Origin of the sequence: Thauera humireducens (genome assembly GCF_001051995.2) — a bacterium.
In the GTDB taxonomy this organism is placed as follows: domain Bacteria; phylum Pseudomonadota; class Gammaproteobacteria; order Burkholderiales; family Rhodocyclaceae; genus Thauera; species Thauera humireducens.
In genome coordinates, this window is sequence record NZ_CP014646.1 from 3,550,800 (window position 1) to 3,576,544 (window position 25,745).

The following is a 25,745-nucleotide window of genomic DNA, read 5'->3' on the forward strand; positions in this document are numbered from 1 at the left end:
CACGCGGCGGCGTGCCACCCCCTTTCCCTCAAAACGATAATGCCCCGCCGGCCGGCGCCGGTGCCAAGGGGCGGAGAACGACCATGCGTGAAGTCCCGATCGAGTCGCCCGAGCCGTTGTGGCGGCAGGCCATTTCCGGCGCCCAGATCCTGTTCGTCGCCTTCGGCGCGCTGGTGCTGGTGCCCCTGCTCACCGGCCTCAATCCGAGCCTGGCCCTGCTCGGCGCCGGCGTCGGCACCCTGTTGTTCCAGCTCGTCACCGGTCGCCAGGTACCGATCTTCCTCGGCTCCAGCTTCGCCTTCATCGCGCCGATCATCTTCAGCATCCAGACCTGGGGCGTGCCGGCCACGATGGGCGCGCTGGCCTGTGTCTCGCTGATGTATTTCCTGTTCGCCGGCCTGGTGTGGAAGCACGGCGCGGAGATCGTCCATCGCTACATGCCGCCGGTCGTGGTGGGGCCGATCATCATGATCATCGGCCTGTCGCTGGCTGCGGTCGGCGTCAACATGGCGATGGGCCGTAGCGGCGACGGCAAGCTCGAGCTGGTGCCCTACGCGACCGCGCTGACGGTGGCGGGGATCGCCTTCGGCACCACGGTGCTGGTGGCGGTATTCGCGCGCGGCTTCTTCAGGCTGGTGCCGATCCTGGCCGGCGTGGGCGCGGGCTACATCGCCGCGATCCTGTTCGGGCTGGTCGATTTCGGCAAGGTAGCTGAGGCGCCCTGGTTCTCGATGCCCACTTTCGTGGCGCCGAGCTTCGAGCTGGCCGCGATCCTGTTCATGCTGCCGGCGGCCTTGGCGCCGGCGATCGAACACGTGGGCGACGTGCTGGCCATCGGCGGCGTCACCGGCAAGGACTACACCGAGAAGCCCGGCCTGCACCGCACGCTGGCGGGCGACGGCCTGGGCGTGCTGTTCGCCGGCATGGTCGGCGGGCCGCCGATCACCACCTACTCGGAAGTGACCGGCGCGGTGACCCTGACCCGGAATTTCAACCCGGCGATCATGACCTGGGCGGCGGTGCTCGCGATCATCATGGCCTTCTTTGGCAAGTTCAACGCGCTGCTGGCGACGATTCCCGCGCCGGTGATGGGCGGCATCATGATGCTGATGTTCGGCTCGGTGGCCAGCGTGGGCCTGAATACCCTGATCAAGGCGCGAGTCGATCTGGACGAGCCACGCAACCTCGTGATCGTGTCCGCAGTGCTGGTGATGGGGATCGGCGGCCTGGCGCTGAACTTCGACGGCATGACCCTGCAGGGGGTGAGCCTGTGCGGCGTGGTCGCCGTACTGCTCAACCTCGTGCTGCCCGCTGCGAAATCGCGCGGCTGAGCGCGCCGAGCAGCCGTCCCAGCACCGGGGCGGCCACGGGCAGCAGCGCCGCCAGTGGGCGGCCCCGCGCCTGGCGCAGCAGCAGCCAGCCGACCCAGGCGCGCCTGGCCAGGCGCAGGGTGAGGCGGGGTTTGAGCGCGAGCACGGTCAGCACGCCGATCGACAGCAGCGGCGCCTTTTCCTTTGCCCAGGCGAGGTGTTCGCGCGCGGCGTCGAGGCGATCGAGGGTCGCATCGATGCCCCTCAGGCGATGGACCATGTCGTCGCGCTGCGCTTCGGCGCGAAGCTGAAGGCGCTGCTTGCGCAGGGCGATCTCGACGAGGCGCGGGTTCATGACGGGCCGGTCAGTGGCGCTCAGTCACGCGGTTTCAGTGCGTCGCGGTCGCGCGCGAGTTCGGCGAGACTGGCGGCGAACAGGCGACTGCCGCGCTTGAACTCGCGCGCCGCATTGCTGCCCGCGAGCAGGCCGCCGACCAGACACACCGCGGTCGAGATGCCGAGCGCAAGCAGGCGATGTTCCTCCCAGAACAGCACGGTGAGGAACACCATCAGGAAGACCAGGCCGAAGCCCAGCAGCAGCCCGCACAGCACGATGTTGATCGCGAGTCCGGACAGGCGCAGCTTCTCTTCCTGAAGCTCGAGCGCCAGCAACTCCAGCCGCGTCTGCACCGTCTGCAGGCCGGCATCGACGATGCCGTGCAGACTGTCGGCCAGACGCGGCTTCGGTTCGGCAGCCATCTACGGGATCAGCGACGGCCGGCGAGCAGGCCGAGCAGGAAGGCGACGCCGGCGGCGACGCCCAGCGACTGCCACGGATGTTCATGCACGTAGTCGTCGGTGGCGCGCGCGGCCTTCTTGCCCGAGTCGATAATCGCAGCTTCCGCTTCCGAGATGCGTTCCTTGGCCGCTGCGAGGCGTTCGCCCATCCGGCCGCGGACATCGCCCAGTTTCTCGCCCGTCTGGCCGGCAGTCAGTTTCAGCAGTTCCTCGGCGTCGGCGATGATGGCCTTGAGGTCGCCAACGAGCTTGTCCTTGGGAGGGGTGGTGGTCGTGCTCATGATGAGTCTCCTTCTTCCGTCATGACAAATGGACAACTGCTCTACTGACACAAGGCTAACCCCCTGTGTTCCCGAAGGCAATCGACGATCGGTAACAAAGCGCGGCCTAGAGCGGGCTTCGCGGGGCGCAAGGCCGCACTGTGCGAGTGCAGTGAACAGGATCGAGGGGCGCGTGATTTTCCGTCAGGCAATCCCGGTATAGTCGGTAAAACCCGGAGGTCATCAATGCCGTCCGCAGGCAAGCGGCTGCGGCAAGGTGTGCCGGGCCGACGAACGCACGCCCTGATCTCGATGACGACACCCAACGAAACGACCGCTCCGTCTGCCGCCTTCCTGCCCGACTACCTGTCCCGCACCTACGCCTGGGCGTACCTGAATCCGCGGACGATGCCCTGGCTCGACCGCATGCCCGTCGTCTCGGCGATCCTGTGGGGCAACGCGGGACGGTTGATGCGCTGGGCGGCCGACCGGTTTGCGCCGGGCGAGAGTGTGCTGCAGGCGGCGTGCGTGTATGGCGCGCTGTCGCCGATGCTGGCCTGCCGTGTCGGCGTCGGTGGGCGGCTCGACGTCCGGGATGTGGCGCCTATCCAGATTGCGAACGTGCGCCGCAAGCTGGCGGGGATGCCTCAGGCGCGGGCCGAGGTCTTCGATCTGGAGACGCCCCTGGACGGGCGCTATGACGGGGTGTGCTGCTTCTTTCTGCTGCATGAAGTGCCCGAGCCGGAGCGCCGCCGCATCGTCGCCAATCTGCTCGCCGCAGTGAAACCGGGCGGCCGGGCCGTCTTCGTCGATTACCACCGCCCGCGTCGCGGCCATCTGCTGGCGCCGGTCATGGCGGTGGTGTTCCGCTGGCTCGAGCCCTTCGCCGAATCGCTGCTGGACGTGCCGCTCGAGAGCCTCGCGACCGAAGCGCGTGATTTCGACTGGCACAAGGAAACCCGCTTCGGCGGCCTGTACCAGCTTGTCGTCGCCACCCGGCGCTGAGGCGGCCGCCCTACACCTTCCAGTCGTAGTCGATCGTCAGCGGCGCGTGATCGGAGAAGCGCTGCGCCTTGTAGACGGCCGCGGCGGTCGCCGTGCTGGCGATCTCGGGCGTGGCGATCTGATAGTCGAGACGCCAGCCGACGTTCTTGGCCCAGGCCTGGCCGCGGTTCGACCACCACGTGTAGCATTCATCGGTCGCGTCCGGGTACAGGCGGCGATACACGTCGATCCAGCCCTGTTCGTCGAACAGCCGGCTGAGCCAGGCGCGCTCCTCGGGGAGGAAGCCGGAGTTCTTCTGGTTCGATTTCCAGTTCTTCAGGTCGATCTCGCGGTGCGCGATGTTCCAGTCGCCGCATACGACGACCTCCTGGCCGCTCTCGAACAGCGCGGCCATGTGGGGCAGGAAACGCGCCATGAACCCGAACTTGATCTGCAGGCGCTCCTCGGAGCTGGAGCCGGACGGCAGGTACAGCGACACCACCGACAGTCGTCCGAAGTCGAGCTGCAGGAAGCGGCCTTCGGCGTCGATGTCGGCGATGCCGAGACCCTCGATCACGCGGTCCGGCGTGTGCCGGCTGTAGATGCCGACGCCGCTGTAGCCCTTCTTCTCGGCGTGGTGGAACCAGCCCTTCATGCCGGCGGGCTCGCGCATGTCGGCACTCAGGTCGCCGGCCTGCGCCTTCAGTTCCTGCAGGCAGACGATGTCGGCCTGCTGTTCGGGCAGCCAGTCCAGCAGCCCCTTGCTGACGGCCGAGCGGATGCCGTTGAGGTTGAGGGAGATGATGCGTAACATGGGCGTTTTCCAGGAATGCTGCGCTGCAGCCGGAGAGCCGTGGATTTTAGCCGGGATTTCATCGCCCTCGCCTGCCGCAAGGGTGTGCTGCGCTTCGGCGCATTCGTCACCAAGGCGGGGCGCAATTCGCCCTACTTTTTCAATGCGGGGCTGTTCGATGACGGCGCTTCCTTCCGCGAGCTGTGCGGCTACTACGCGCGTGCGATCCAGGCTTCGGGCGTGGCCTGCGACATGCTGTTCGGGCCGGCCTACAAGGGTATCCCGCTGGTCGCCGGCACGGCGATCCGCATGGCCGAAGAGGGCGTCGACTTGCCGTTCGCCTTCAACCGCAAGGAAGCGAAGGACCACGGCGAGGGCGGTACGCTGATCGGTGCGCCGCTTCGCGGCCGGGTGCTGATCCTCGACGACGTGATCTCGGCGGGCACTTCGGTGCGCGAGTCGGTCGAGATCATCCGTGCGGCGGGCGCGACCCCGGCCGGCGTCGTGATTGCGCTCGATCGCATGGAGCGCGGCAAGGGCGAGTTGTCCGCGGTCCAGGAGGTGCGTGAGAATTACGGCATTCCGGTGATCGCGGTCGCCACCCTGGAAGACCTGATCGCCTACCTCGCAGACAGTCCGGACCTCGCAGCCAACCTCGACGCGGTGCGGGCCTATCGGGAGCGTTATGGGATTGCGTCGCGCTGAGCTCTGGTCGTTGTCGGGTGTCCTGCTGCTGGCGCTGTGGGCGCCCGAGGCAGCGTTCGCCCAGGCGCCGCGCGCGCGTACGATCTATTGCTGCGATGTCGGCGCCCAGCCGGTGTGCGGAGACATCCTGCCCGAGGCCTGCTATGGCCGTGCCTACCGCGAGGTGAGCCCTTCGGGGCTGGTGCGGCGCGTCGTTCCTGCACCGCTGTCGGCCGACGAGATCGCCCGCCGTAATGCCGAGGATCGCCAGCGCCGCCTCGACGAGGTGGCGCGCATGAAGCAGCAGCGCCTGGACGAGGCGCTGCTCGAAACCTACCGCAGCGTCGAGGATCTCGACCGCCGCCGCGACCGCGAAGTCGCGGATCTCGACCGGACCATCCATACGCTGCGCGAACGCGAGACTGCGCTGCTGGTGCAGCAGAAAGAGCTCATCGAGAAGGGGGCGGGCTACCCCGAGGGCAGCATGCCGGCCGATCTTGAAGACGACATCCGCAGCCTTGACGGTGAGATCATTGCCCAGCGCAGCATCATCGACGCCAAGTTGCGAGAGCGCAGCGCGGTGCTCGATCGCTTCGAGGAAGACCGCAAGCGCTATCTGATCCTCAGCGTACCTGTAGGTCGCTGAGGGCGGCATGGGCCTGTCCTTGCATCACCCGCGCCAGAGGCGCTGCCGATGATCAGCGATCCGGTGCTCGATCGCGTGGCGTCGCTGCTGGAGCGTTCGCGACGCATCTTGTTCATCACCGGTGCGGGCATCTCCGCGGATTCGGGCCTGCCGACCTATCGTGGCATCGGCGGCCTCTACCACGACCGGCTCACGGCAGAGGGGCTGACGATCGAGGAGGCACTGTCGGGCGAGATGATGGCGCTGCGCCCCGACATCGCCTGGCGTTACATCGCCGAAATCGAGGCCAACTGCCGCGGCGCCCGACCCAACGCCGCGCATCGCCTGATCGCCGCGCTCGAGCAGGAAAAACCGATGGTCTGCGTGCTGACGCAGAACGTCGATGGCCTGCACGCCGACGCGGGCTCGCGCAACCTGATCGAGATCCACGGCACGGTGCACCGGCTGCGCTGCAACGAGTGCACGCATGGGCGAAAGGTGCCGGACTACGCCGGTCTGCAGATTCCGCCCGAATGTCCGCGCTGCGGGGGCTTCATGCGTCCCGACGTCGTGCTGTTTGGCGAGGCGCTGCCGCCGCGGGCCATCGAGCGTCTGGAGCACGTGCTGCAGGGGGGTATCGACCTGGTCGTGTCGATCGGTACGACCAGCGTGTTTCCCTACATCGCGGGGCCGGTCGTGTGGGCCGCGCGCGCGGGCGTGCCGAGCGTCGAGATCAATCCCGGCGACACCGAGGTCAGTCACCTCGTCGATCATCGCCTGCGCATGGGCGCCGCCGAGGCCATGGCGGAGCTGTGGCAGCGCATCCATCCGCACGAGCCGGCCGAGGACTGAGCGCCGCTCGCAGCGGGCGCCGGATGTGACGCGGGCCGGAGGGCTTGCGCCGCTCCGGCCCGCATCGTGCCTACCTTCCGCTTACAGCAGCACGCGTTCGATGCCGCCGCTGTTCGCCTTGCTGACGTAGTCCGGCAGCCAGTTCTCGCCCAGCAGGTGCTTCGCCAGCTCCACCACGATGTAGTCCGGCTCGATGCCGCCGGCGTCGTTGGCGTAGCGATGCATGCCTTGCAGGCAGCTCGGGCAGGACGTGAGCATCTTGACCTTGGCGTTCGGGTCGCCCTCGCGCAGCTTGGCCGCGCCTTTCTCGATCTCCTCCTGCTTGCGGAAACGCACCTGGGTGGAGATGTCCGGGCGGGCCACCGCCAGCGTGCCCGACTCGCCGCAGCAGCGATCGGACAGGTCCACGCGCGTGCCCATCAGCTCGTTGGCGACCTTGATGCCCGAATGCACCTTCATCGGCGTGTGGCAGGGCTCGTGGTACATGTACTTCACGCCATTCACGCCCTCGAGTCTGACGCCTTTCTCCATCAGGTACTCGTGGATGTCGAGCAGGCGGCAGCCGGGGAAGATCTTCTCGAATTCGTACTTCTGCAGCTGGTCCATGCAGGTGCCGCAGGACACGATCACGGTCTTGATGTCGAGGTAGTTCAGCGTGTTGGCGACGCGGTGGAAGAGCACGCGGTTGTCGGTGGTGATCTTCTGGCCCTTTTCGTCCTCGCCGGCGGCGGTCTGCGGATAGCCGCAGCACAGGTAGCCCGGCGGCAGCACGGTCTGCGCGCCGACGTGGTAGAGCATGGCCTGGGTGGCCAGCCCGACCTGGCTGAACAGGCGTTCCGAGCCGCAGCCCGGGAAGTAGAACACCGCCTCCGAGTCGCCGTTGGCCTTGCGCGGGTCGCGGATCACCGGGATGACCTTGTCGTCCTCGATGTCGAGCAGCGCGCGGCTGGTCTTCTTCGGCAGGTTGCCGGGCATCGGCTTGTTGATGAAGTGGATCACCTGCGCCTTGATCGGCGCCTTGCCGAGCGTGGCCGGCGGCGCCTTCACCTGCGGCTGCACGAGGCCGAACTTCTTCGCCATCTCGTGTGCCCAGCGCTGCGCCTTGTAGCCCCAGTCCATCATGCCGACGCGCATCGCCTTGATCGTCGCCGGGTCCTTGATGGTGAGGAAGGCCATCGCCGCGGCCTTACCCGGGTTGAATGACTTCTTGCCCTGCTTGCGCAGCAGGTTGCGCATCTTGATCGACACGTCGCCGAAGTCGATGTCCACCGGACAGGGCTTCTCGCACTTGTGGCAGATGGTGCAGTGGTCGGCCACGTCCTCGAACTCGGCCCAGTGCGCCAGCGACACGCCGCGCCGGGTCTGTTCCTCGTACAGGAAGGCCTCGATCAGCAGCGAGGTGGACAGGATCTTGTTGCGCGGGCTGTAGAGCAGGTTGGCGCGCGGCACGTGCGTCGAGCACACCGGCTTGCACTTGCCGCAGCGCAGGCAGTCCTTGATGTCGTGGGCGATGTCGCCGACGTCGGTCTGCTCCATGATGATGGACTCGTGGCCCATCAGGTTGAAGCTGGGGGTGTAGGCGTTGTCGAGGTTGCCCTTGATCGGGCCCTTGCGCATCAGCTTGCCGCGGTTGAAGCGGCCCTCCGGGTCGACCCTGGCCTTGTAGTCCCAGAACGCTGCCATCTCCTCGTCGGTGAGGTAGTCGAGCTTGGTGATGCCGATGCCGTGCTCGCCGGAGATGACGCCGTTCAGGCTGCGTGCCAGCGCCATGATGCGATCAACCGCGCGGTTGGCGGTCTGCAGCATCTCGTAATGGTCGGAGTTGACCGGCAAGTTGGTGTGCACGTTGCCGTCGCCCGCGTGCATGTGCAGGGCGACGAAGACCCGGCCGCGCAGGATTTCGCGATGGATCTCGGTGATCCGCGCCATGATGCGGGCGAACAGCGCGCCGTCGAAAGTCAGCTCCAGCAGCGGGCGCAGTTCTTCCTTCCATGAAACCCGGATCGAGTAATCCTGAAGGCGATGGAACAGCGTCGGGTTGGCGGTGCGGTTGGAGAGCTCGCCGGCCTCGATGCCGTACTCGGCGAAATGCTGCTCGGCGTCGGTCAGCGGCGTGTCGAGGTTGTCGAGCAGCCACTGCCAGCGGCGGCGCACCTTGGCGACCTGCTCCAGCGCCTGGGTGCGGTGATCGGCGATCAGCGTGTCGCGGTCGACGACGGCATCCTTGACGTCCAGCGGCAGCTCGCCTTGCAGGAACGTCGTCAGCGCGTCGCACAGCGCGATCTTGTTCTGCGTCGACAGCTCGATGTTGATGCGCTCGATGCCGTCGCAGTACTCGCCCATGCGCGGCAGCGGGATGACCACGTCCTCGTTGATCTTGAACGCGTTGGTGTGGCGCGAGATGGCCGCGGTGCGGCTGCGCTCGAGCCAGAAGCGCTTGCGCTGCTCGGGGCTGACCGCGATGAAGCCCTCGGCGCCGCGGCTGTTGGTCATGCGCACGACCTCGGACGCGGCGCTCATCACCGCGTTCTCGTCGAAGCCGACGATGTCGCCGATCAGCACCATCTTCGGCCGGCCATGGCGCTTGGCCTTGGTGGCGTAGCCCACCGCCTTGACGTAGCGCTCGTCGAGGTGCTCGAGGCCGGCCAGCAGCACGCCGGCGCTGTTGCCGGCGCCGCCCGGCTTGAAGTAGTCGGTGATCTCGACGATGGCCGGTACCGCCTCGCGCACCTGGCCGAAGAACTCCAGGCACACCGTGCGGGTGACCGGCGGCATCTTGTGCAGCACCCAGCGCGCGGCGACGATGAGGCCGTCCGTGCCTTCCTTCTGCACGCCGGGAATGCCGCCGAGGAACTTGTCGGTGACGTCCTTGCCCAGCCCGTCCTTGCGGCAATGCGCGCCGGGCATGGACAGGACTTCCTCGCCCAGCGGCTTGTAGGTGAGGCCGTCGAAGCGGCGCAGGCGGAAGCGTGCGGTGTGCTGCTCGTGGATCTTGCCGAAGTTGTGGTCGAGACGGTCGACTTCCAGCCAGTTGCCGTCAGGGGTGACCATCTTCCACCACGCCAGGTTGTCGAGCGCGGTGCCCCACAGCACGGCCTTCTTGCCGCCGGCATTCATGGCGATGTTGCCGCCGACACAGGAGGCGCTGGCCGAGGTCGGGTCGACCGCGAACACGCGGCCGGCCAGCCCTGCGGCTTCGGACACGCGTTCGGTGACGACGCCGGCGCCGGTGCGGATGGTGGCGTAGGGCGTGGCCATCGGCTGGCCGTCGGCGTCCGGCAGGGTCAGCTCCTCGACCACGCCGATGTCGATCAGCTTCTCGGTGTTGATCACCACCGAGTTGGCGTCCAGCGGCACGGCGCCGCCGGTATAGCCGGTGCCGCCGCCGCGCGGGATGATGGTCAGCCCGAGGGTGATGCATTCGCGCACCAGCGGCGCCATCTCGTCCTCGGTGTCGGGGTAGAGCACGACGAAGGGGTACTCGACGCGCCAGTCGGTGGCGTCGGTGACGTGCGACACGCGGGCGTGGCCGTCGAAGCAGATGTTGTCGCGGCGGGTATGGCGCGACAGTGCCTTCAGCACCGACTTGCGCCGACGGGCCGTGGCGTCGAACCAGCCCTCGAAGCTCGATACGGCCTCGCGTGCCCGCGCGATCAGCAGCGCGACGCGGTCATTGCCCTGACGGCGCTTCTCGATCTCGTTCAGGCGGTGATTGAGCGCGCCAATCAGCGCTTCGCGCCGCTCGCGGCTGTCGAGCAGGTCGTCCTCGAGATAAGGGTTGCGGCGTACGACCCAGATGTCGCCGAGCACCTCGTAAAGCATGCGGGCCGAGCGGCCGGTGACGCGCTCCTCGCGCAGTTCGTCCAGCACCGCCCAGGCTTCGTCGCCGAGCAGGCGCATGACGATCTCGCGGTCCGAGAACGAGGTGTAGTTGTACGGAATTTCGCGCAGACGTTGGGTCATCGGGATACCGGTTTAACAGCTGCAGGGGAACATGCCATTTTAGCGGACCGCAGTGCACCATGCACCAAAAACAAGACCTTATGCCTCATGGGGCTTAGGTTTCCAGGTTGCGGGCCGCCGTCGGGACGGCGTGTCGCGGAAACTGAAAGGTGCCCTTTCGGGCCCGTCAGCAGGCGGCCGTCAGCGCAATCTCGATGCGCCAGCCGGGGTCGACCAAGCCGGCGACCTTCACGCAGGCCCGGGCCGGCGCACACCCGGGCGGCAACCAGGCCTCCCACGCCGCATTCATGCCGGCACTGTCGGCCAAGTCGGTGAGGTAGATCGTCGCCATCAGGATGCGGGAGCGGTCACTGCCGTGCGCTTCGAGCTGGCGCGCGATGCTGTCGAGCACCTCCTGCGTCTGACGGGTGATATCGCCGTCGGCGCTGGCCGGGACCTCGACGAGATGGATCACGCCGTTGTGGATGACGGTGTCGGCGTAGCGGGCGCTGACGCCATGGCGTTCGATTGCGGGCATGAGCGTTCCTCGATGATCAAGTCCGGAGTATAGGCCAGCCCTGCCGGACACGCGTTACGGCTCAGGTCAGCGCCCAGGCGAGGACCAGATAGCGCGCGCCCTTGCCGATCGCCATCCACACCAGGCAAGCGAACCCGTTCAGGCGCAGCAGTCCGGCGGCTGCGCACAGGCCGTCGCCGAGCAGGGGTAGCCACGACAGCACGAGCGACACGCTGCCATAGCGCCGCACCAGCTCGAGGCGGGGCGGCAGTTCCTTGCGTGGCAGCAGGCGACCCAGCGCGTAGGTGCTCATCCCGCCCGCCGTGTTGCCCAGCGTGGCGAGCAGAATTGCAGGGAGTGTCAGCTCGGGGCGCAGCAGCAGCAGCCCGGCGAGTGCGGCTTCCGAGCCGCCGGGGAGCAGGGTCGCAGCGAGGAAGGCGGAAACCAGCAGCGAGCCGAGGAGGATGAAGTCCGCTTCAGGCATCGGTCGGCAGGCCGGAGCAGGTCATCTAGAGAATTCCGAAAGCATAAATATTTGACTTCAAAAAATGCGAAAAGAATAATTGCGGCGCGCGCATGCGCACCTCAAAGGAGATTTTCCATGAAGAAGCTCGTTCCAGCCCTCGCCGCAGGCCTCGCCCTGCTGGTCATGAACCCGGTCGACGCCCTCGCCAATCCCCAGCACGAGCGCATGAAGCGCTGTAATGCCGATGCGAAGGAGCAGGCGCTGAAGGGCGATGAACGCAAGGCGTTCATGAGCACCTGTCTCAAGGGCAAGCACGACCCGGCCCCGGCCGCCGGCCAGCAGGCGGCTGCGCCTGCTGGCGCGGGACAGCCGGTCAAGGCGGCAACAGCGCCGGTGCCGGCGGCCGGTGGCGAGGCTGGCGTGAAGGAGGCCAAGGCAGGCAAGGGCAGCCCGGTCGTGCAGGCAGGGGCGACGGTCGACAAGTCGGACAAGACGAAGGCCTGCAATCAGGCCGCGGTCGAGCAGTCGTTGAGCGGCGCGAAGCGCAAGGCCTTCGTGGCTGATTGTGTGAAGGGCTGATCCAGATGTCCGCCGATGGCGCCCGCGCCGCATGCGCCGGGCCATCGGCGGATGTCAGACGAGATCGAAGAACACCAGGTCGCGTTCGATCTCGTCGGCGGAGAAGCCGCATCCCAGACGGCCCGGGCCGCTCAGCACCATGCGCTCCTGCCGGACCAGGCGCTCGCCGCCGCCTTCGATCGAGACAAAGGTGCCATTGGTGCTCTCGTCGATGAGCGTGAAGCCTTCGCGACGGCGTTCGATGCGGGCATGCTGGCGCGACGCGCGCGGGTCCATGATCACGACGTCGTTGCCGAGTTCGCGCCCAAGCAGCAGCACAGGGCGCTGCTCCTCGACGAAGAGGATGTCCTGCTGATGGCGCAGGCGCAGACGTTGAGACAGGCGCGAGGTGGGCGGAATGGACGTCACCACGCCGGCGCGCTGACCAATCGCGAACACCGGCCACGCCAGTGCTTCGACGCCCGGGCCCTTGAGCGGCTGGGTGCCGGCGACATGGCGCGCAGCCGGCGTCAGCAGCATCACGACGGTGCCGGTTGCCAGCGCCTGTTCGGATTCGGCCACGCCGGCCAGGCGGCGCGCGATGTCGATGCCTTCGCCCGCCGCCGCTGCCGTATCGACGATGCCGTAATGCAGGCCGACGCGCACCGGTTGCCGCATGCCGCTGAGCGCAGGCAGGCTGCGGATGCGGTCGAGCATCTCGCTGGCCGCGAGCGCGCCGGCATCGCAGCGCTCGAAGCACGCCAGGAGGCTACCGTCCTGCATGGCCAGGACTTCGCCGCTGTGCGCCGCAACCGCGCGCTCGATGCGGTTCAGGCAGCGTTCGGTCGCGTGCTTGGCCTCGGTGGCCCCCAGGCGTGTGACGAAACCGTCGTCACCCACAGCGGAGGCGAAGAGGACGCAGATGTTCTTACGGTCGGCCATTGGGCATGTACGGGTCGAGAGCGGGTAGGACTAGCGTCGCATGATGTTCAAATGCAGGGTGCCGCGCAAGCCCTTCCGTGCCGCATCCTACTGGCGGTCGATGCTGAGCGACGACAGGAACTGGACGGCCTGGGCTGCGGGCTTGGGGAGCTCGACCGGGTCGAATGCCGTATCGCCTTCTTCCACCTGGGTCTGCTGTGTCAGTCCGACGAAGTCGAACAGGCGGGCGTCGGCCAGGTGGGACGGTACGACGTTCTTCAACGACGTTGCCAGGGACTCGATGCGCCCGGGGAATTCGCGCGACCAGCTCTGCAGCATCGCCTTGATCTGCTTGCGCTGTGCGTTCTCCTGCGAGCCGCACAGGTTGCACGGGATGATGGGGAAGTCCATGGCGCGGGCGAAGCGAGCGATGTCGGCTTCGGTGCAGTAGGCCAGCGGACGGATGACGACGTGGTTGCCGTCGTCGCTGACCAGCTTGGGCGGCATGGCCTTGATCTTGCCGCCGAAGAACATGTTCAGGAACAGGGTCTCGAGGATGTCGTCGCGATGGTGGCCGAGCGCGATGCGGGTGGCGCCGATCTCCTTCGCGGTGCGGTAGATGATGCCGCGACGCAGGCGCGAGCACAGCGAGCAGGTGGTCTTGCCCTCGGGAATCTTGTCCTTGACGATCGAGTAGGTGTCCTCGGTGACGATGCGGTACTCGACGCCGATCGACTCGAAGTAGGCCGGCAGGATGTGGTCGGGGAAGCCGGGCTGCTTCTGGTCGAGGTTCATCGCCACGATGCGGAAGTTCACCGGTGCGCGCTCGCGCAACGCGAGCAGGCAGGACAGCAGGGTGTAGGAGTCCTTGCCGCCGGAGATGCACACCATCACGGTGTCGCCGTCGCCGATCATGTTGTAGTCGCCGATGGCCTCGCCGACGCTGCGCTCGAGCTTCTTCTTCAGGCGCAGGAAGGTGTTGGAGTGACGGACTTCGGCCTCGGCATCCGCGGCGGAGGCGAGGGGGTCAAGCGGGGCGGTGGCTGCACTCACGGGATCGGCTCGGTCGGCGAAAAAAGCGCCGAATTATACACTTAGCGCCGTCCCGCCGGGCTCAGAGATGGGCGCTGCGGCCGCCGTCCACGGCGATGATCTGGCCAGTGATGTAGGGCGCATCGAACATCAGGAAGCGCACGGTGCGTGCGATGTCGGCCGCCGAGCCGACGCGCTTGAGCAGGGTGTGATCGATGATCTGCTGGCGCTCCTCGGCCGAGAACTGCTCGTCCTCCGGCCAGTCGATGGGGCCGGGCGACACGCCATTGACGCGCGCCTCGGGCGCGAGCTCGATCGCCAGGGCGCGGGTGAGTCCGGCCAGGCCGGCCTTGGCCGCGCTGTACAGCGGATAGCGCTGCAGCGGGCGCTCGGCGTGGATGTCGACGATGTTCACGATCGCGCCGCGCTGCCGTCGGATCGCGGGGGCGAGCGCCTGCGACAGGAAGAGCGGGCCCATCAGGTTCGAGCCCATCAGGTCGTCCCACGCGGCGCGATCGATGCGGCCGAGCGGCGTGGGGAAGAAGCTCGAGGCGTTGTTGACCAGGCCGTCGATGCGGCCGAAATGCCGCAGCGCGGCTGCGGCCACTTCCTCGGCGACGCCGGCATGGCCGAGGTCGCCACCGACGGTGAAGGCCGAGTCGACGCGGAGCGCATTGAGCGCTGCCGCCAGTGATTCGGCTTCGCCCGCGCTGTTGCGGTAGTGCAGCGCGAGCTGTGCGCCGCTGGCGTGGAGCTGGCGCGCAATCTCGGCGCCGACGCGCCGTGCGGCGCCGGTTACGAGAATGACGGGGGCGTCGTTCGGGTCGGGAGTCATCATCGTCGCTGCAGGTGTCATTGATCGTCGTGGTTGCGGCGCGAGCATCGCGGATTCGGCTTGCCGTTACAATCGCGGGCTTCTTCCTGCCGCGAGCCTGCGCCATGACTTCGCTACCCCAGCCCTCCACCGATGCGCTCGCCCAGAGCGCGCGTCTGCGTGCGCTCGTCGAGGCCGACATCGATGCCGCTGGCGGCTGGATCTCGTTCGCCCGCTACATGGAGCGCGTGCTCTATGCGCCGGGCCTCGGGTATTACAGCGGTGGCGCGCGAAAGTTCGGCCCCGGCGGTGATTTCATCACCGCACCCGAGCTTACGCCACTGTTCGGCCAGGCGCTCGCCGTCCAGGTCGAGCAGGTGATGCGGGCGAGCGCACCGCAGTTGATCGAGGTCGGCGCCGGCACCGGCCTGCTCGCGACCGACCTGCTGCTCGAACTCGAGCGCCGTGGCTGCCTCCCCGACGCGTACGGCATTCTCGAGCTGTCGGGCGAATTGCGTGCGCGCCAGCTGGAGACGCTGGCGCAGAAGGCGCCCCACCTCGCCGCCCGCGTGCGCTGGCTCGATGCACTGCCTGCGCAGTTCAGCGGTGCGGTGGTGGCCAACGAGGTGCTGGACGTGATGCCGGTGCACCTGCTCGTATCGCGTGCGGACGGCTTGCTCGAGCGCGGCGTCAGTCTGGCGGAGGACGGCGCCGGCGGGCGCCGCCTGTGCTGGGCCGACGTGCCGGCCGAGGGCGTCGTCCGTGACGCCGCGCGCGCGCTGGACCTGCCCGCGCCGGCGGGCGGCGAGTACGTCACCGAGCTCAACCTTGCCGGTCGCGCCTGGGTGTCGGCCTGGGCGGAGCGGCTGGAACGGGGCGCGATGCTGCTGATCGACTACGGTTATCCGCGCGCCGAGTATTACCTGCCGTCGCGTTCGAACGGCACGCTGCTGTGCTACTACCGCCACCATGCCCACGGCGACCCCTTCCTGTGGCCGGGCCTCAACGACATCACCGCCTTCGTCGACTTCACCGCCGTGGCCGAGGCCGCCTTCGATGCCGGGCTGGACGTGCATGGCTACACCACCCAGGCGCAGTTCCTGTTTAACTGCGGCGTGCTCGAATGCCTGGCGCGTCGCGGCCCGCAGGAAAGCGCCGACTACATTCGCGCCGCGCGTGCGGTACAGCGCCTGACGGCGCCACAGGAGATGGGCGAGCTGTTCAAGGTGCTGGCGGTCGGGCGCGGCATCGATGCAGCGCTGCTCGGCTTCGTGCGCGGCGACCGCCTGCACGGGCTCTGAGCCCGTCCGGCGGCGGGCTTACAGGTTGCGCTCTTCCAGCCAGTCGGCGATGCGCGCAGCCACCGTTTCCCAGCCGCGCTCCAGCATCAGGCCATGGCCCATGTCGGGAAAGATCTCCGCGCGGCGGGCGTAGGTGGTCGCGGTCATATGCACCTGGTCGGGCGGAATCAGCGCATCGTGGCTGGCGCCGAGGATCAGCATCGGCACCTGGTGCATGCGGCCCGGATGGGGCAGGTTGAACAGGGTCATGTCCCAGATCGCGCGATGCGACTCCGGCTGGCTGAGGCGGTAGTAGCGCTGCAGGTCGGCGGCATCCACCGGCTGGTGGAACAGCGCCTCGCGCAGGCTGCTGATATCGACATCGTCGCCCGCCATGATGCGGTTGAGGTCGGCGAGCAGCGTCGGGCGTTTCAGCATCAGGCCGAAGGCCGAGCCCATCAGCCCTTGTGGCGGCACGGACGACATCAGCACGGCGGCGGGCGCGTCATGCTGTTCGAGGTATTTCTGCACCACCATGCCGCCCATCGAATGGCCGATGAGGACCGGGGGTGCGGGCAGTCGGGCCGCGACCTCGGCGACGTCGCGCACGTAATCGTCGATGGAATACGAGTCGAGGTGCTCACGGCGCCTGCTGTGGCCATGGCCCGACAGCGACAACGCATAGGCCGCCCAGCCACGTTCGGCGAACCAGGGCAGGAAGTGTTCCTCCCAGCACCAGGCCGAGACGTAGGCGCCATGGACGAACAGCAGAGGCGCAGGCTTGGGTTGGCCGGACGGGGTGCGGCACAGCACCTCGAGGTCGCCGAATCGTCCCGCGTTCATCGCACACCTCCGTGGCGGACGCCGGGCGTTGGGGCGGGTACGGGGAAGGCGGTGGCGTAGTCGGCGTGAGGGCGTTTCGTCATGAGGTGTCCGTCGATCGGGTTTTCGGGGGGTAGAGAAGCCCCTTGCTTGCCGCGCCCCGTGGGCACGGGTCTAATCCGGTTTTTGCTGCGGGGGCACAGATGCTCAAGTGGGTGCTGGTCGTGGTTCTGCTGGTGCTGGTCACCGGACTGTTGCGGCCAGGCACAGCTCGCCGGCTGCGCCTGGGCCGCCTGCCCGGGGATCTCGCCTTCCGCTTTCGGGGCCAGTCCTATCATTTCCCGTTTGCCACCACGGTACTGATTTCCGTGCTGGCATGGCTGATTCTGCGATCGCTCTAGGCATGAGGGAAGGGCATTCGGTCACGTTCGGGGAGGTGTGCCGGCGTCCGGCGCAGGCGCGCCATCGCGCAGTCTGAGCGCGCGTACGGCTGCCACGCGGGCTTCGTGCACGGCTTGCGGGATGCGGGCCTTGTCGCTGCAGCTGCGCGCGATGGCGCCGGCATCGATGCCGCGCACCGCAGCCAGTGCCGACAGCCACAGCGCTCGCGGCGCCCACTCCGGGCGCGGGCCGCCGCCACGGCCGTGGTGGTCGCAGGCCGTGGCCTCGAGCGCGAGGATGAAGCGCTCTGGGCGCCGCAGGGCGTCGCAGCGCTCCAGGACCTTCACCATCGTCTCCGGACGCAGCACCGGCGCCTCGCCGAAGACGCCGTGTTCGCGGGCAACCATCTCGGCCAGGTCGCGGCATTCGGACGGCGCCTTCAACCGGGTGGAGACCTCCCTTGCGCGCCGGGCACTGGCGTCCTCGTGGCGGTAGTGGTGCGGCAGGATCCCGGCCGGGGTGTCGGCCTTGCCCAGGTCGTGCATCAGGCAGGCCCAGCGCACCGCCAGCGGCTGGTGCGTGGCTGCGGCGTAGTCGATGACCATCAGCACATGTTCGCCGGTGTCGATTTCCGGATGATGACTGGCCATCTGCGGCACGCCGAAGAGGTGCTCGAGTTCGGGCAGGATGTGGGCGAGCGCACCGCATTCGCGCAGCACGCGGATCATGCGCGAGGGCGTGTCCTCCATCAGGCCGCGCGCGAACTCCTGCCACACGCGCTCGGCCACGAGGTGGTCGACCTCGCCCGCCTCGACCATGCGCCGCATCAGCGCGAGCGTTTCAGGGGCGATGCTGAAGTCGGCGAAGCGGGCAGCGAAGCGCGCCACGCGCAGGATGCGCAACGGATCTTCGGCGAAGGCGGGCGACACGTGGCGGAAGATGCGTGCCTCGAGATCCTGCACGCCGCCATGCGGGTCGATCAGGCGACCGTCCTCGTCGCGTGCGATGGCGTTGATCGTCAGGTCGCGGCGCAGCAGGTCTTCCTCGAGCGTGACCTCCGGTGCCGCGTAGCAGACGAAGCCAGTGTAGCCGTTGCCGGACTTGCGTTCGGTGCGGGCGAGCGCGTACTCCTCCTGCGTCTGTGGATGCAGGAAGACCGGGAAGTCCTTGCCCACCGGGCGGAAGCCCTGCGCCAGCATGTCTTCGGGGGAACTGCCGACCACGACCCAGTCGCGGTCCTTGACCGGCAGTCCGAGCAGGGCGTCGCGCACGGCGCCGCCCACCACATAGCATTGCATCAGCCGTACAGGTCCTCGGCAGGGATCGATTCGGTCTCCGTGCGTGCGGCGGCCGCCCAGTCCTGCATGTGCGGATTGGCAAGCATGGTCGCGAGGTACTCGCCGGCCGCGCCTTCCGGCTGCACGCCGTAGGTCTGGAAGCGGAAGCACACTGGCGCGAACGCCGCGTCGGCCAGCGAGAAGTGGCCGAAGAGGTAGGGGCCGCCCTGGCCGAAGCGCGCGCGGCAGTCGTTCCAGATCGCGACGATGCGCGCGATGTCGGCGTCGACTTCCGGCGTGTGGCCGAAGCCGCGGTAGTCCTTGCGGATGTTCATCGGCATCTTGCTGCGCAACTGCTGGAACCCGGAGTGCATCTCGGCGGTGACGGCCCGTGCCGTGGCGCGCGCCACCGGATCGGTCGGCAGCAGTGCCGGCTGCTTCTCGGCGAGGTATTCGCCGATCGCCAGCGAATCCCACACCACGACGCCGTGGTCGTTGAGGCAGGGCACCTTGCCCGAGGGCGAATGCGACAGGATGCGCTCGCGGCTGCCCGGTATGAACAGCGGGATGTCGATCTCGTCGAAGGCGATGCCGCTCTCGCGCGCTGCGAGCCAGGCACGCAGCGACCAGGAAGAGTAGTTCTTGTTGCCGATGATGAGTTTCATGGCTTGCTCCGTGGTGGTGAGGCCTTACCGGCGCGCGCGGCGACGGAAGGGGTAGTAGTTGGCGCGCATGGCATCCCTGCCAAGCCAGCCCGGCACGACCGCCTCGATCGCCGTGGGCGTCACGCCGAACGGCAGCGGCTCCCCCGTGGCGACGTTGTCGACGCGCATCGAGCGCACGTTGTCGCGGCTCATCAGCGGCTGCGGTGCCAGTTCCATCAGGCGCGCCTGCAGCATGGCCAGCCCTTCGGGCAGGGCGATGACCGGGCGCGGCTTGCCGACCAGGGCGGAAACGTACTCGACCAGCTGCCGCAAGGTGTAGACGGTCGGGCCGGCAAGTTCGTAGGTCTGGCCCGCGGCCTCCGGTGCCGTGAGGCTGCGCCACACGATCTCGGCGATGTCCTCGACGTGAACGGGCTGGAAGCGCGTGTTCGCCCCGGCGAGCGGCAGCACCGGAAAGAGGCCGGCCAACTCCGCGAACATGTTCAGGAAGCGGTCGTCGCGACCGAAGATGACCGAGGGGCGCAGGATGACCCAGTCGAGGTCGGCGCCCGTGCTGCGGATCGCGGCTTCACCGGCCGCCTTGGAGCGCTGGTACTCGGACGGCCCTTCGCTGCTCGCCCCGAGCGCACTGATGTGCACCAGTCGCTTTACGCCTGCGCCGCGACAGGCGGTGACAATCTTCTTCGGCAGCTCGACGTGGGCGCGGGCAAAGTCAGGTCCGTAGGGCTCGCCGCTGCGCGAATGCAGCACGCCGACGAGGCTTACCACCGCGTCCGCGCCGGCGAACAGGCGGGCGAGGGTGGCCGGATCATGCACGTCGGCTTCGACGGCCTCGACGTTGGGCAGCAGGAGGATGTGGCCGGCCCTGCTGCGGCGGCGGGTAGGAACGAGCACGCTCACCCCGGCATTCGCCAGGCGGTTGGCGATGGCCCGGCCGACGAAGCCGGAGCCACCTACGAGAACGACGCGTTTGACTTGCATGGTGGAATCTCGCTGTTGCTGTTTACGTAAAGGTTCGTGTTCATTCGCGCGCCGGGCGGGGGCTGACGACGCCCAGCCGGTCCTTGAGCGACTGCGGTCTGCGGTCGAGCATGGCACCGTAGATCACGGCATTGGTCATCACCTTGCGGACGTAGTCGCGCGTCTCGTCGAAGGGGATGGTCTCGGCATAGATGGCGCCTTCGAGCGGCTTTTCGTCGCGCCAGCGGCGTGCGCGCCCCGGCCCGGCGTTGTAGCCGGCGCTGGCCAGCACCGGGTGGTTGTCGAGTCCCTCGAGGATCAGGCGCATGTAGCTGGTGCCGAGCAGGACGTTCGTGTCCGGGTCGGCGAGCATGCTCTGGCTGTAGTTGCGCAGCCCGATCTGGCCGGCAACCCATTTGCCGGTGGCGGGCATGACCTGCATCAGCCCCTGGGCGCCGGCGCTGGAGCGAGCCGGCACGACGAAGCGGCTTTCCTGGCGCATGAGGCCGTATATCCAGGCCAGGTCGAGCCCCTGGCTGCGCACCTGCGGTTCGATGAGGTCGCGGTAGGGGGTCAGGAAACGCAGTTCGAAGTTCGCACGCGGGTTGGCGAGCTCGGCGGTATTGATCGCGCGGTCGTAGAGTTCGTTGCGCAGGGCGATATGTGCGGCAGCGAGGCGGAAGGGCTCGTCGCGGTCCCGCAGCGCCCAGATCCATTCCCGTATCGCCTCGGTGCGCATGTCCAGTCGGTACAGGGCGAGCGCGCGCTGCAGGCCCGGATCGCTTTCCGCTTCGGCGAGCCGTGCTGCAGGCAGCAGGCCATTTGACGGTGGCGGCGAGAACGGCTGGCCAAGCTCCTCCCCGGCAAGGATGCCGTAGAAGTGCGGTTCGCCGGCAATGCGGGCGAACAGGGTCTCGGCCTCGGTCCGGTTGCCGGTGGCGGCATGCGCGCGCCCGAGCCAGTAGGTCCATTCGGGCGCTTCGCGCTCGCCGTCCGGGAGCGCCTCGATCGCGTCCCGCACGCCCTTCCAGTCGAGCGCGCGCAGGGCGGCACGCACCCGCCAGGCGCGCTGCAGCGGCGTCAGCTCGACGCCGGCCGTCGCGCGGTACAGGCCCAGGGCCTCGGGGAACTGGTCCAGCGCCGCGTGCATCGCGATGACGGCCATCATGTGGCCGCGTTCCTCGCTGCCGAGGCGGTCCTGCAGGCGCAACAGACGATCGTAGGCGCCGCGTGAGTCCTCGCGCGCGACACGCGTCAGTGCGGCGAGCACCAGTTCGCGGCCGCCGCGGGTGACGGAAAAATTGGCGGGCAGGCGGTCGAGCCAGGCGCCCGGCGACTTCAGGGCGTGCTCGACCTGCGCGGCGGCGGGCGCTGCTTCGGCCGGCAGCCAGCGCCAGGTGATGCGCGCGTCGTCCGGCTTGCGCGTGTCGACCTGGCGGCGGGCGCGTTGCCACACCGCGTCCTCGCTGACGCTGCCGGATTCGAACGCGGCGCGCAGCGGGGTGTCGCAGGCGGCAGGGGCGTCGTCCAGGGTGCGCCACTGCTGTGCGACTTCTTCCAGCGCACTGCGGTCGCCGGTCATCAGGCGTGCGGTCCAGGCGGTGCAGCGCATCTCGTAGTCGGGATTGCGCAGCGCCGGGTAGAGGGTGACGAAGCGTGCCCAGTCGCCGTCCTTGGCCAGCCGGCGCAGCCAGTCGGCGCGAAGTCGCTCGGCGAGCACAGTACCGGCTTCCGCGTGCAGGAATGCATCAAGCTCGGCGTCGGGCGCAGGTTCCGGGCGCGCGAGCACGTTCACCAGCCGCCAGTAGCGGACGTAGACATCGAGGACATGGGGTCCAGTGGTCGCGGCCAGCTGCTCCAGCATGCGCTGGTCGCCCTTGCGCAGCGCTTCGCGAGCGGCGACGATGCGGGTGTCGCCGGGTTCGGACACCGTCTGCCCCGGCGCTGCTGTCGATGCAAGCAGTCCGACCGCCAGCAGTGCGGCTGTAACGCCTTTCTTCATGCTCTTCTTGCTCTCCATTGCGACCTACCATACCACAGTGATGACGCCTGTTTTCGACCCCCGGGAGGACCTTGTGCAGCGCCGCAACGGAATGCGGCAAAAGGCCCTGAAAGCGCGGCTGGAACTGCGTGCCGGGGACCGGCAGGAGCTCACCCGACGGCTGCTGTTTCATCTCGATGCGGTGATCCGCGAACTGGCGCCGAGCTCGCTCGGATTCTGCTGGCCCTATCGCGCGGAGCCGGATCTGCGTGACTGGGTCGCGGACTGGCTGACGCAGGGGGAAGAGCGGGTCGCGGCGTTGCCGGTGGTGGTCGAGAAGGACACCGCGATGCATTTCCGGCGCTGGGTGCCGGGGGCGCCGATGGTGCCCGACCGGCATGGCATCCCGCATCCGCTTGACGCAGTGGAAGTGCAGCCCGAGGTAGTGCTGGTGCCGCTGAATGCCTTCGATGCAGCGGGCTACCGCCTGGGCTACGGCGGCGGCTATTTCGACCGCACGCTGGTGCAGATGCGGACGATCGCGATCGGGGTCGGATTCGAGCTGGGACGGGTCGACAGCGTGCTGCCACAACCGCACGACCGGCCGATGAACTGGATCGTCACCGAGGCCGGGGCAGCGCGGGCCGCCTGAGCTGCCGCGGGTTCAGCTGGCGAGGAACAGGCGGTAGGCGGGATTGTCCGTCTCGGCGACGTATTCGTAGCCCAGACGCTGCAGGAAGTCGTCAAACGCCGCCTTGTCGGCCGGCGGTACCTGCATGCCGACGAGCACGCGGCCGAAGTCCGAGCCGTGGTTGCGGTAGTGGAACAGCGAGATGTTCCAGTCCGAGCGCAGGTTGGAGAGGAAATTCATCAGCGCGCCGGGCCGCTCGGGAAAAACGAAGCGATAGACGACCTCGTTCTCGGCCTGCGGCGAGTGGCCGCCCACCATGTAGCGCACGTGGGTCTTGGCCAGCTCGTCGTCGGTGAGATCGAGGGCGGGCAGCTCGTGGCGCTCGAGCATCTCGACCAGGCGGCCGGCCTCGTTGCGGTTGTGAACCGTGACGCCGACGAAGATGTGCGCCTGCCTGGCATCGGCGTAGCGATAGTTGAACTCGGTGATGTTGCGGTTGCCGAGCACGCTGATGAACTTGCGGAACGAACCCGGTTTCTCCGGAATCGTCACCGCCAGCACCGCCTCGCGCTGTTCGCCCAGTTCGGCGCGTTCGGCGACGAAGCGCAGGCGATCGAAGTTCATGTTCGCGCCCGAGGCCACCGCGACCAGGCTCTTGTCGCGCAGCTTGTGGCGCCTGGCGTATTCCTTGGCGCCGGCCACGGCCAGCGCGCCCGCAGGCTCCAGGATGGAGCGGGTGTCTTCGAACACGTCCTTGATCGCCGCGCAGATCGCGTCGTTGTCGACCACGATCATCTCGTCGACGTACTGCTGGCACAGGCGAAAGGTCTCCGCGCCCACTTCCTTGACAGCCGCGCCGTCGGCGAAGATGCCGACCTGATCGAGCGCGATACGCTTGCCCGCCGCCAGCGACTGGGTCATCGCATCGGCGTCGACAGCCTCGACGCCGATGATCTTCGTCTCCGGACGCAGGCGCTTGATGTAGGCCGCCACGCCGGCGATCAGGCCGCCACCGCCGACGCAGCAGAACACCGCGTGGATCGGCTTCGGATGCGCGCGCAGGATCTCCATGCCCACCGTGCCCTGGCCGGCGATCACGTCCGGGTCGTCGAAGGGATGGACGAAGGTGAGCTTCTCTGCCTTCTCGAGTTCGAGGGCGTGCGCGTAGGCGTCGGAGTAGGACTCGCCGGCGAGCACGACCTCGCCGCCGCGCGCCTTGACCGCGTCGATCTTGATTGCCGGCGTGGTGCTCGGCATCACGATCACTGCGCGCACACCGAGCTTGGCCGCCGACAAGGCCACGCCCTGGGCGTGGTTGCCGGCGGAAGCGCAGATCACCCCGCGCTTGAGAGCCTGTGGAGACAGCTTGGCCATCTTGTTGTAGGCCCCGCGGATCTTGAAGCTGAACACCGGCTGCATGTCCTCGCGCTTGAGGAAGATGCGGTTGTGCGCGCGCGCGGACAGATTGGTGGCGAGGTCGAGCGGCGTCTCGACGGCAACGTCGTAGACCTGCGCGTTGAGGATGCGCTCGAGATAATCCGTGGGGGTGCTCATGAGGGGGGCTCGCGGTGAAGCTGAAGCAGCAAAGGGGTCGAGGGTAGCAGCCGATGCGGCGCTGCGGCAAGGCGGGCTGTCACGACGCCGCGCGGCGGAACGCGACGGGGTGCGAGTCAGGCCTTGGGGTCGTGGCCTTCGGCCTGCATCAACCGCATCTGGCGGTCGATGAGTTCCTGCATCGTGTCGACGCCGCGCAACTGCAGGATCGTCGAGCGCACGGCCGCTTCGAGCAGCACGGCGAGGTTGCGTCCCGCGGCGACGGGCAGCACGACCCGCGCCACCTTCACGCCGAGGATGTCCTTGACCTCCTGCTGCAGGGGCAGGCGGGAGGGGTCGCCCGCGCCCGGCTGACGGCGCTCCAGGTGGCAGACCAGGCGCAAGCGCATCTTGCGCCGGCAGGCCGTCTCGCCAAAGATGGTGCGGATGTTGAGGATGCCCAGGCCGCGGACTTCGATGAAGTCCTGCAGCATCGGCGGGCAGCGTCCTTCGAGCACGGTGGGGGCGACGCGCGAGAACTCGACGACGTCGTCCGCCACCAGGCCGTGGCCACGCGAGATCAGCTCCAGCGCGAGTTCCGACTTGCCTGCGCCCGAATCGCCGGTGATCAGCACGCCCACACCGAGCACGTCCATGAAGACGCCGTGCAAGGAGATCTTCTCGGCCAGTTCCCGTGACAGGTAAAGGCGCAGCTGGTCGATCACGCCGGCCGCGGGCTGCGGCGTGGTGAACAGGGCGACGTCGTGGGCCTCGCAGATGCCGTGGATGATGTTCGAGGCAGCACAGCCGTCGGCGATGATGATGGCCGGTGGCCGGGTCGACAGGATCTCGTTGAGGTGATGGGCGACCTTGTCGGTCGTCTGGCGCCGTGCCCAGGCCAGCTCGGCTGCGCCAATGATCTGCAGGCGCGTGGGGTGGATCAGGTTGAGGTGGCCGACGAGGTCGGCCGGCCAGATACGCTCTTCAGCGACGGCCAGCGTGGCGTCGAGCCGTCCGCTGACGTGGGTGAGTTCAAGGCGCTCGCGCTGGGCCTCAAACAGCCTCGCGACGCTTGTCTGCCGCATCGGTACCCCAGTCGAGGAACATCTGGTGGATGTGTTCGGCGTCGGGCGCGTTCAGTAGTGCTTCGCGGAAGGCGCGGTCGCTGAACATCTGCGCGAGCTCGGACAGGAGCTGCAGGTGGGTCTCGTTGGCTTGCTCGGGCACCAGCAGCACGAACAGGAGATTCACCGGGCGGCCATCGGGCGCATCGAACTGCACCGGGGCAGCCAGGCGCAGGAAGGCGCCGGCCGCTTCCTTCAGGCCCTTGATGCGGCCATGCGGGATGGCGATGCCCTGGCCGAGGCCTGTGGAGCCAAGCCGTTCTCGAGCGAACAGGCTGTCGAACACGAGACTGCGGGCGATGCCCTGGTTGTTCTCGAAAAGCAGCCCCGCCTGTTCGAAGACACGCTTCTTGCTGCTTGCATCGAGATCGACCACCACATTGGACAGTGGCAGGAGTTGAGGTATCAGGCTCATTCGCAGTGGAGCTTGCGCAGCGCCGTTGCCGCTGGCGCCGCGCTGGGCGATCGGACGGACCGGGATGCGTTGAAGCCGCGTCTTGAAAACGCGCGCATTATACCCACACCCCGGACATAA

The 25,745-nt window shown here is 67.9% G+C and carries 27 protein-coding genes; 9 read left to right on the top strand and 18 right to left on the bottom strand.

Annotation, left to right across the window (positions count from 1 at the left end; translation table 11 throughout):
• The first annotated feature begins 83 nt into the window (after positions 1-83).
• Positions 84-1,331, top strand: a complete 1,248-nt coding sequence (locus AC731_RS16490; protein WP_048707751.1) for a uracil-xanthine permease family protein — start codon at positions 84-86, stop codon at positions 1,329-1,331.
• On the opposite strand, the gene AC731_RS16495 is transcribed toward AC731_RS16490, so the two are convergent.
• From AC731_RS16495 to AC731_RS16505, 3 genes are read right to left on the bottom strand one after another with little or no spacing between them, the layout of a single operon-like run.
• A complete protein-coding gene (locus AC731_RS16495; protein ID WP_048707754.1) occupies positions 1,294-1,665 on the bottom strand; it encodes a YqjK family protein in 372 nt (123 codons plus the stop codon). The genes AC731_RS16490 and AC731_RS16495 overlap by 38 nt on opposite strands.
• Before the next feature lie 20 nt (positions 1,666-1,685).
• The gene (locus tag AC731_RS16500) at positions 1,686-2,069 is read right to left on the bottom strand and encodes a phage holin family protein (protein ID WP_048707757.1); all 384 of its coding nucleotides are present in this window, start codon (positions 2,067-2,069) and stop codon (positions 1,686-1,688) included.
• 8 nt (positions 2,070-2,077) lie between these two features.
• On the bottom strand, positions 2,078-2,389 hold the full coding sequence (locus AC731_RS16505) for an ElaB/YgaM/YqjD family protein (RefSeq protein WP_004259715.1): 312 nt from the start codon (positions 2,387-2,389) through the stop codon (positions 2,078-2,080).
• Positions 2,390-2,614: 225 nt separating this feature from the next.
• Here AC731_RS16505 and rquA point away from each other — a divergent pair, with 225 nt between their 5' ends.
• A complete protein-coding gene (gene rquA / locus AC731_RS16510) occupies positions 2,615-3,373 on the top strand; it encodes a rhodoquinone biosynthesis methyltransferase RquA (protein WP_082794360.1) in 759 nt (252 codons plus the stop codon).
• A gap of 10 nt (positions 3,374-3,383) precedes the next feature.
• Here the strand turns inward: rquA and AC731_RS16515 are convergent, their stop codons facing one another.
• A complete protein-coding gene (locus tag AC731_RS16515) occupies positions 3,384-4,166 on the bottom strand; it encodes an exodeoxyribonuclease III (RefSeq protein ID WP_048707759.1) in 783 nt (260 codons plus the stop codon).
• Between the two features lie 39 nt (positions 4,167-4,205).
• Here AC731_RS16515 and pyrE point away from each other — a divergent pair, with 39 nt between their 5' ends.
• Genes pyrE through AC731_RS16530 form a run of 3 tightly spaced genes read left to right on the top strand, consistent with a single transcriptional unit; the run spans position 4,206 to position 6,306 of the window.
• On the top strand, positions 4,206-4,850 hold the full coding sequence (pyrE, locus tag AC731_RS16520; protein WP_048707762.1) for an orotate phosphoribosyltransferase: 645 nt from the start codon (positions 4,206-4,208) through the stop codon (positions 4,848-4,850).
• Complete coding sequence (locus tag AC731_RS16525) at positions 4,831-5,475, top strand: hypothetical protein (RefSeq protein WP_053085844.1); 645 nt, start codon at positions 4,831-4,833, stop codon at positions 5,473-5,475. The genes pyrE and AC731_RS16525 overlap by 20 nt, the downstream gene beginning before the upstream one ends.
• A 48-nt stretch (positions 5,476-5,523) precedes the next feature.
• Positions 5,524-6,306 (top strand): NAD-dependent deacylase, encoded by a 783-nt coding sequence (locus AC731_RS16530; RefSeq protein WP_004259734.1) that lies wholly within the window; start codon positions 5,524-5,526, stop codon positions 6,304-6,306.
• 81 nt (positions 6,307-6,387) lie between these two features.
• Here the strand turns inward: AC731_RS16530 and AC731_RS16535 are convergent, their stop codons facing one another.
• The 3 genes from AC731_RS16535 to AC731_RS16545 form a co-directional block, all read right to left on the bottom strand.
• Complete coding sequence (locus AC731_RS16535; RefSeq protein WP_048707764.1) at positions 6,388-10,269, bottom strand: DUF3683 domain-containing protein; 3,882 nt, start codon at positions 10,267-10,269, stop codon at positions 6,388-6,390.
• A gap of 166 nt (positions 10,270-10,435) precedes the next feature.
• A complete protein-coding gene (locus AC731_RS16540; protein WP_048707766.1) occupies positions 10,436-10,786 on the bottom strand; it encodes a RidA family protein in 351 nt (116 codons plus the stop codon).
• 61 nt (positions 10,787-10,847) lie between these two features.
• On the bottom strand, positions 10,848-11,249 hold the full coding sequence (locus tag AC731_RS16545) for a YqaA family protein (RefSeq protein ID WP_048707768.1): 402 nt from the start codon (positions 11,247-11,249) through the stop codon (positions 10,848-10,850).
• Between the two features lie 117 nt (positions 11,250-11,366).
• Between AC731_RS16545 and AC731_RS16550 the strand changes: the two genes are divergently transcribed.
• A complete protein-coding gene (locus AC731_RS16550; RefSeq protein ID WP_004259750.1) occupies positions 11,367-11,810 on the top strand; it encodes a PsiF family protein in 444 nt (147 codons plus the stop codon).
• Positions 11,811-11,864: 54 nt separating this feature from the next.
• Here AC731_RS16550 and AC731_RS16555 read toward each other — a convergent pair whose 3' ends face one another.
• From AC731_RS16555 to AC731_RS16565, 3 genes are all read right to left on the bottom strand, one after another.
• Complete coding sequence (locus AC731_RS16555; RefSeq protein WP_048707770.1) at positions 11,865-12,731, bottom strand: FHA domain-containing protein; 867 nt, start codon at positions 12,729-12,731, stop codon at positions 11,865-11,867.
• An 87-nt stretch (positions 12,732-12,818) separates the two neighbouring features.
• Positions 12,819-13,763, bottom strand: a complete 945-nt coding sequence (ttcA, locus tag AC731_RS16560) for a tRNA 2-thiocytidine(32) synthetase TtcA (protein ID WP_048707772.1) — start codon at positions 13,761-13,763, stop codon at positions 12,819-12,821.
• A 61-nt stretch (positions 13,764-13,824) separates the two neighbouring features.
• A complete protein-coding gene (locus tag AC731_RS16565) occupies positions 13,825-14,580 on the bottom strand; it encodes a pteridine reductase (RefSeq protein WP_004259763.1) in 756 nt (251 codons plus the stop codon).
• 101 nt (positions 14,581-14,681) lie between these two features.
• Between AC731_RS16565 and AC731_RS16570 the strand changes: the two genes are divergently transcribed.
• Positions 14,682-15,857, top strand: a complete 1,176-nt coding sequence (locus AC731_RS16570; protein ID WP_004259768.1) for a class I SAM-dependent methyltransferase — start codon at positions 14,682-14,684, stop codon at positions 15,855-15,857.
• 18 nt (positions 15,858-15,875) lie between these two features.
• Here the strand turns inward: AC731_RS16570 and AC731_RS16575 are convergent, their stop codons facing one another.
• Entirely contained in the window at positions 15,876-16,679 is an 804-nt protein-coding gene (locus AC731_RS16575; protein ID WP_048707775.1) for an alpha/beta hydrolase, read from the bottom strand.
• 182 nt (positions 16,680-16,861) lie between these two features.
• Between AC731_RS16575 and AC731_RS16580 the strand changes: the two genes are divergently transcribed.
• Positions 16,862-17,059: a DUF2905 domain-containing protein gene (locus tag AC731_RS16580; protein WP_004259774.1), complete on the top strand. Its 198-nt coding sequence runs from the start codon at positions 16,862-16,864 to the stop codon at positions 17,057-17,059.
• Between the two features lie 21 nt (positions 17,060-17,080).
• Here the strand turns inward: AC731_RS16580 and AC731_RS16585 are convergent, their stop codons facing one another.
• The 4 genes from AC731_RS16585 to AC731_RS16600 are packed head-to-tail and all read right to left on the bottom strand — an operon-like array spanning position 17,081 to position 21,943.
• On the bottom strand, positions 17,081-18,337 hold the full coding sequence (locus AC731_RS16585) for a multifunctional CCA addition/repair protein (RefSeq protein ID WP_048707776.1): 1,257 nt from the start codon (positions 18,335-18,337) through the stop codon (positions 17,081-17,083).
• Positions 18,337-18,981 carry a glutathione S-transferase family protein gene (locus tag AC731_RS16590; protein WP_048707779.1) on the bottom strand — a complete coding sequence of 215 codons (645 nt, stop codon included), beginning with the start codon at positions 18,979-18,981 and terminating at the stop codon, positions 18,337-18,339. The genes AC731_RS16585 and AC731_RS16590 overlap by 1 nt, the downstream gene beginning before the upstream one ends.
• 24 nt (positions 18,982-19,005) lie before the next feature.
• A complete protein-coding gene (locus tag AC731_RS16595; RefSeq protein WP_048707780.1) occupies positions 19,006-19,962 on the bottom strand; it encodes a complex I NDUFA9 subunit family protein in 957 nt (318 codons plus the stop codon).
• Positions 19,963-20,002: 40 nt separating this feature from the next.
• Complete coding sequence (locus tag AC731_RS16600) at positions 20,003-21,943, bottom strand: lytic transglycosylase domain-containing protein (RefSeq protein ID WP_048707781.1); 1,941 nt, start codon at positions 21,941-21,943, stop codon at positions 20,003-20,005.
• On the opposite strand from AC731_RS16600, the gene AC731_RS16605 reads away from it, so the two are divergent.
• Positions 21,942-22,574, top strand: coding sequence for a 5-formyltetrahydrofolate cyclo-ligase (locus AC731_RS16605; RefSeq protein ID WP_237266555.1), 633 nt, complete (start codon positions 21,942-21,944; stop codon positions 22,572-22,574). The two genes, AC731_RS16600 and AC731_RS16605, sit on opposite strands and share 2 nt — an antisense overlap.
• A 12-nt stretch (positions 22,575-22,586) precedes the next feature.
• Here AC731_RS16605 and ilvA read toward each other — a convergent pair whose 3' ends face one another.
• The 3 genes from ilvA to ptsN form a co-directional block, all read right to left on the bottom strand.
• Positions 22,587-24,107, bottom strand: a complete 1,521-nt coding sequence (gene ilvA / locus AC731_RS16610; protein ID WP_048707784.1) for a threonine ammonia-lyase, biosynthetic — start codon at positions 24,105-24,107, stop codon at positions 22,587-22,589.
• A gap of 116 nt (positions 24,108-24,223) precedes the next feature.
• Positions 24,224-25,171 carry an HPr(Ser) kinase/phosphatase gene (gene hprK / locus AC731_RS16615; protein WP_004259797.1) on the bottom strand — a complete coding sequence of 316 codons (948 nt, stop codon included), beginning with the start codon at positions 25,169-25,171 and terminating at the stop codon, positions 24,224-24,226.
• Entirely contained in the window at positions 25,140-25,625 is a 486-nt protein-coding gene (gene ptsN, locus AC731_RS16620; protein ID WP_048707786.1) for a PTS IIA-like nitrogen regulatory protein PtsN, read from the bottom strand. Before ptsN ends, hprK begins: the two co-directional genes overlap by 32 nt.
• Between the last annotated feature and the right edge of the window lie 120 nt (positions 25,626-25,745).

Coding starts and splice junctions, on each gene's coding strand:
- AC731_RS16525 (WP_053085844.1), top strand. CDS start 4,831: ATGGGATTGCGTCGCGCTGAGCTCTGGTCGTTGTCGGGTGTCCTGCTG.
- AC731_RS16570 (WP_004259768.1), top strand. CDS start 14,682: ATGACTTCGCTACCCCAGCCCTCCACCGATGCGCTCGCCCAGAGCGCG.
- AC731_RS16585 (WP_048707776.1), bottom strand. CDS start 18,337: ATGCAATGCTATGTGGTGGGCGGCGCCGTGCGCGACGCCCTGCTCGGA.
- AC731_RS16505 (WP_004259715.1), bottom strand. CDS start 2,389: ATGAGCACGACCACCACCCCTCCCAAGGACAAGCTCGTTGGCGACCTC.
- AC731_RS16545 (WP_048707768.1), bottom strand. CDS start 11,249: ATGCCTGAAGCGGACTTCATCCTCCTCGGCTCGCTGCTGGTTTCCGCC.
- AC731_RS16555 (WP_048707770.1), bottom strand. CDS start 12,731: ATGGCCGACCGTAAGAACATCTGCGTCCTCTTCGCCTCCGCTGTGGGT.
- AC731_RS16565 (WP_004259763.1), bottom strand. CDS start 14,580: ATGATGACTCCCGACCCGAACGACGCCCCCGTCATTCTCGTAACCGGC.
- AC731_RS16495 (WP_048707754.1), bottom strand. CDS start 1,665: ATGAACCCGCGCCTCGTCGAGATCGCCCTGCGCAAGCAGCGCCTTCAG.
- AC731_RS16595 (WP_048707780.1), bottom strand. CDS start 19,962: ATGCAAGTCAAACGCGTCGTTCTCGTAGGTGGCTCCGGCTTCGTCGGC.
- AC731_RS16540 (WP_048707766.1), bottom strand. CDS start 10,786: ATGCCCGCAATCGAACGCCATGGCGTCAGCGCCCGCTACGCCGACACC.
- AC731_RS16600 (WP_048707781.1), bottom strand. CDS start 21,943: ATGAAGAAAGGCGTTACAGCCGCACTGCTGGCGGTCGGACTGCTTGCA.
- AC731_RS16515 (WP_048707759.1), bottom strand. CDS start 4,166: ATGTTACGCATCATCTCCCTCAACCTCAACGGCATCCGCTCGGCCGTC.
- rquA (WP_082794360.1), top strand. CDS start 2,615: ATGCCGTCCGCAGGCAAGCGGCTGCGGCAAGGTGTGCCGGGCCGACGA.
- AC731_RS16575 (WP_048707775.1), bottom strand. CDS start 16,679: ATGAACGCGGGACGATTCGGCGACCTCGAGGTGCTGTGCCGCACCCCG.
- hprK (WP_004259797.1), bottom strand. CDS start 25,171: ATGCGGCAGACAAGCGTCGCGAGGCTGTTTGAGGCCCAGCGCGAGCGC.
- AC731_RS16590 (WP_048707779.1), bottom strand. CDS start 18,981: ATGAAACTCATCATCGGCAACAAGAACTACTCTTCCTGGTCGCTGCGT.
- AC731_RS16580 (WP_004259774.1), top strand. CDS start 16,862: ATGCTCAAGTGGGTGCTGGTCGTGGTTCTGCTGGTGCTGGTCACCGGA.
- AC731_RS16490 (WP_048707751.1), top strand. CDS start 84: ATGCGTGAAGTCCCGATCGAGTCGCCCGAGCCGTTGTGGCGGCAGGCC.
- AC731_RS16550 (WP_004259750.1), top strand. CDS start 11,367: ATGAAGAAGCTCGTTCCAGCCCTCGCCGCAGGCCTCGCCCTGCTGGTC.
- ilvA (WP_048707784.1), bottom strand. CDS start 24,107: ATGAGCACCCCCACGGATTATCTCGAGCGCATCCTCAACGCGCAGGTC.
- AC731_RS16530 (WP_004259734.1), top strand. CDS start 5,524: ATGATCAGCGATCCGGTGCTCGATCGCGTGGCGTCGCTGCTGGAGCGT.
- AC731_RS16535 (WP_048707764.1), bottom strand. CDS start 10,269: ATGACCCAACGTCTGCGCGAAATTCCGTACAACTACACCTCGTTCTCG.
- AC731_RS16500 (WP_048707757.1), bottom strand. CDS start 2,069: ATGGCTGCCGAACCGAAGCCGCGTCTGGCCGACAGTCTGCACGGCATC.
- ptsN (WP_048707786.1), bottom strand. CDS start 25,625: ATGAGCCTGATACCTCAACTCCTGCCACTGTCCAATGTGGTGGTCGAT.
- AC731_RS16605 (WP_237266555.1), top strand. CDS start 21,942: ATGCTCTTCTTGCTCTCCATTGCGACCTACCATACCACAGTGATGACG.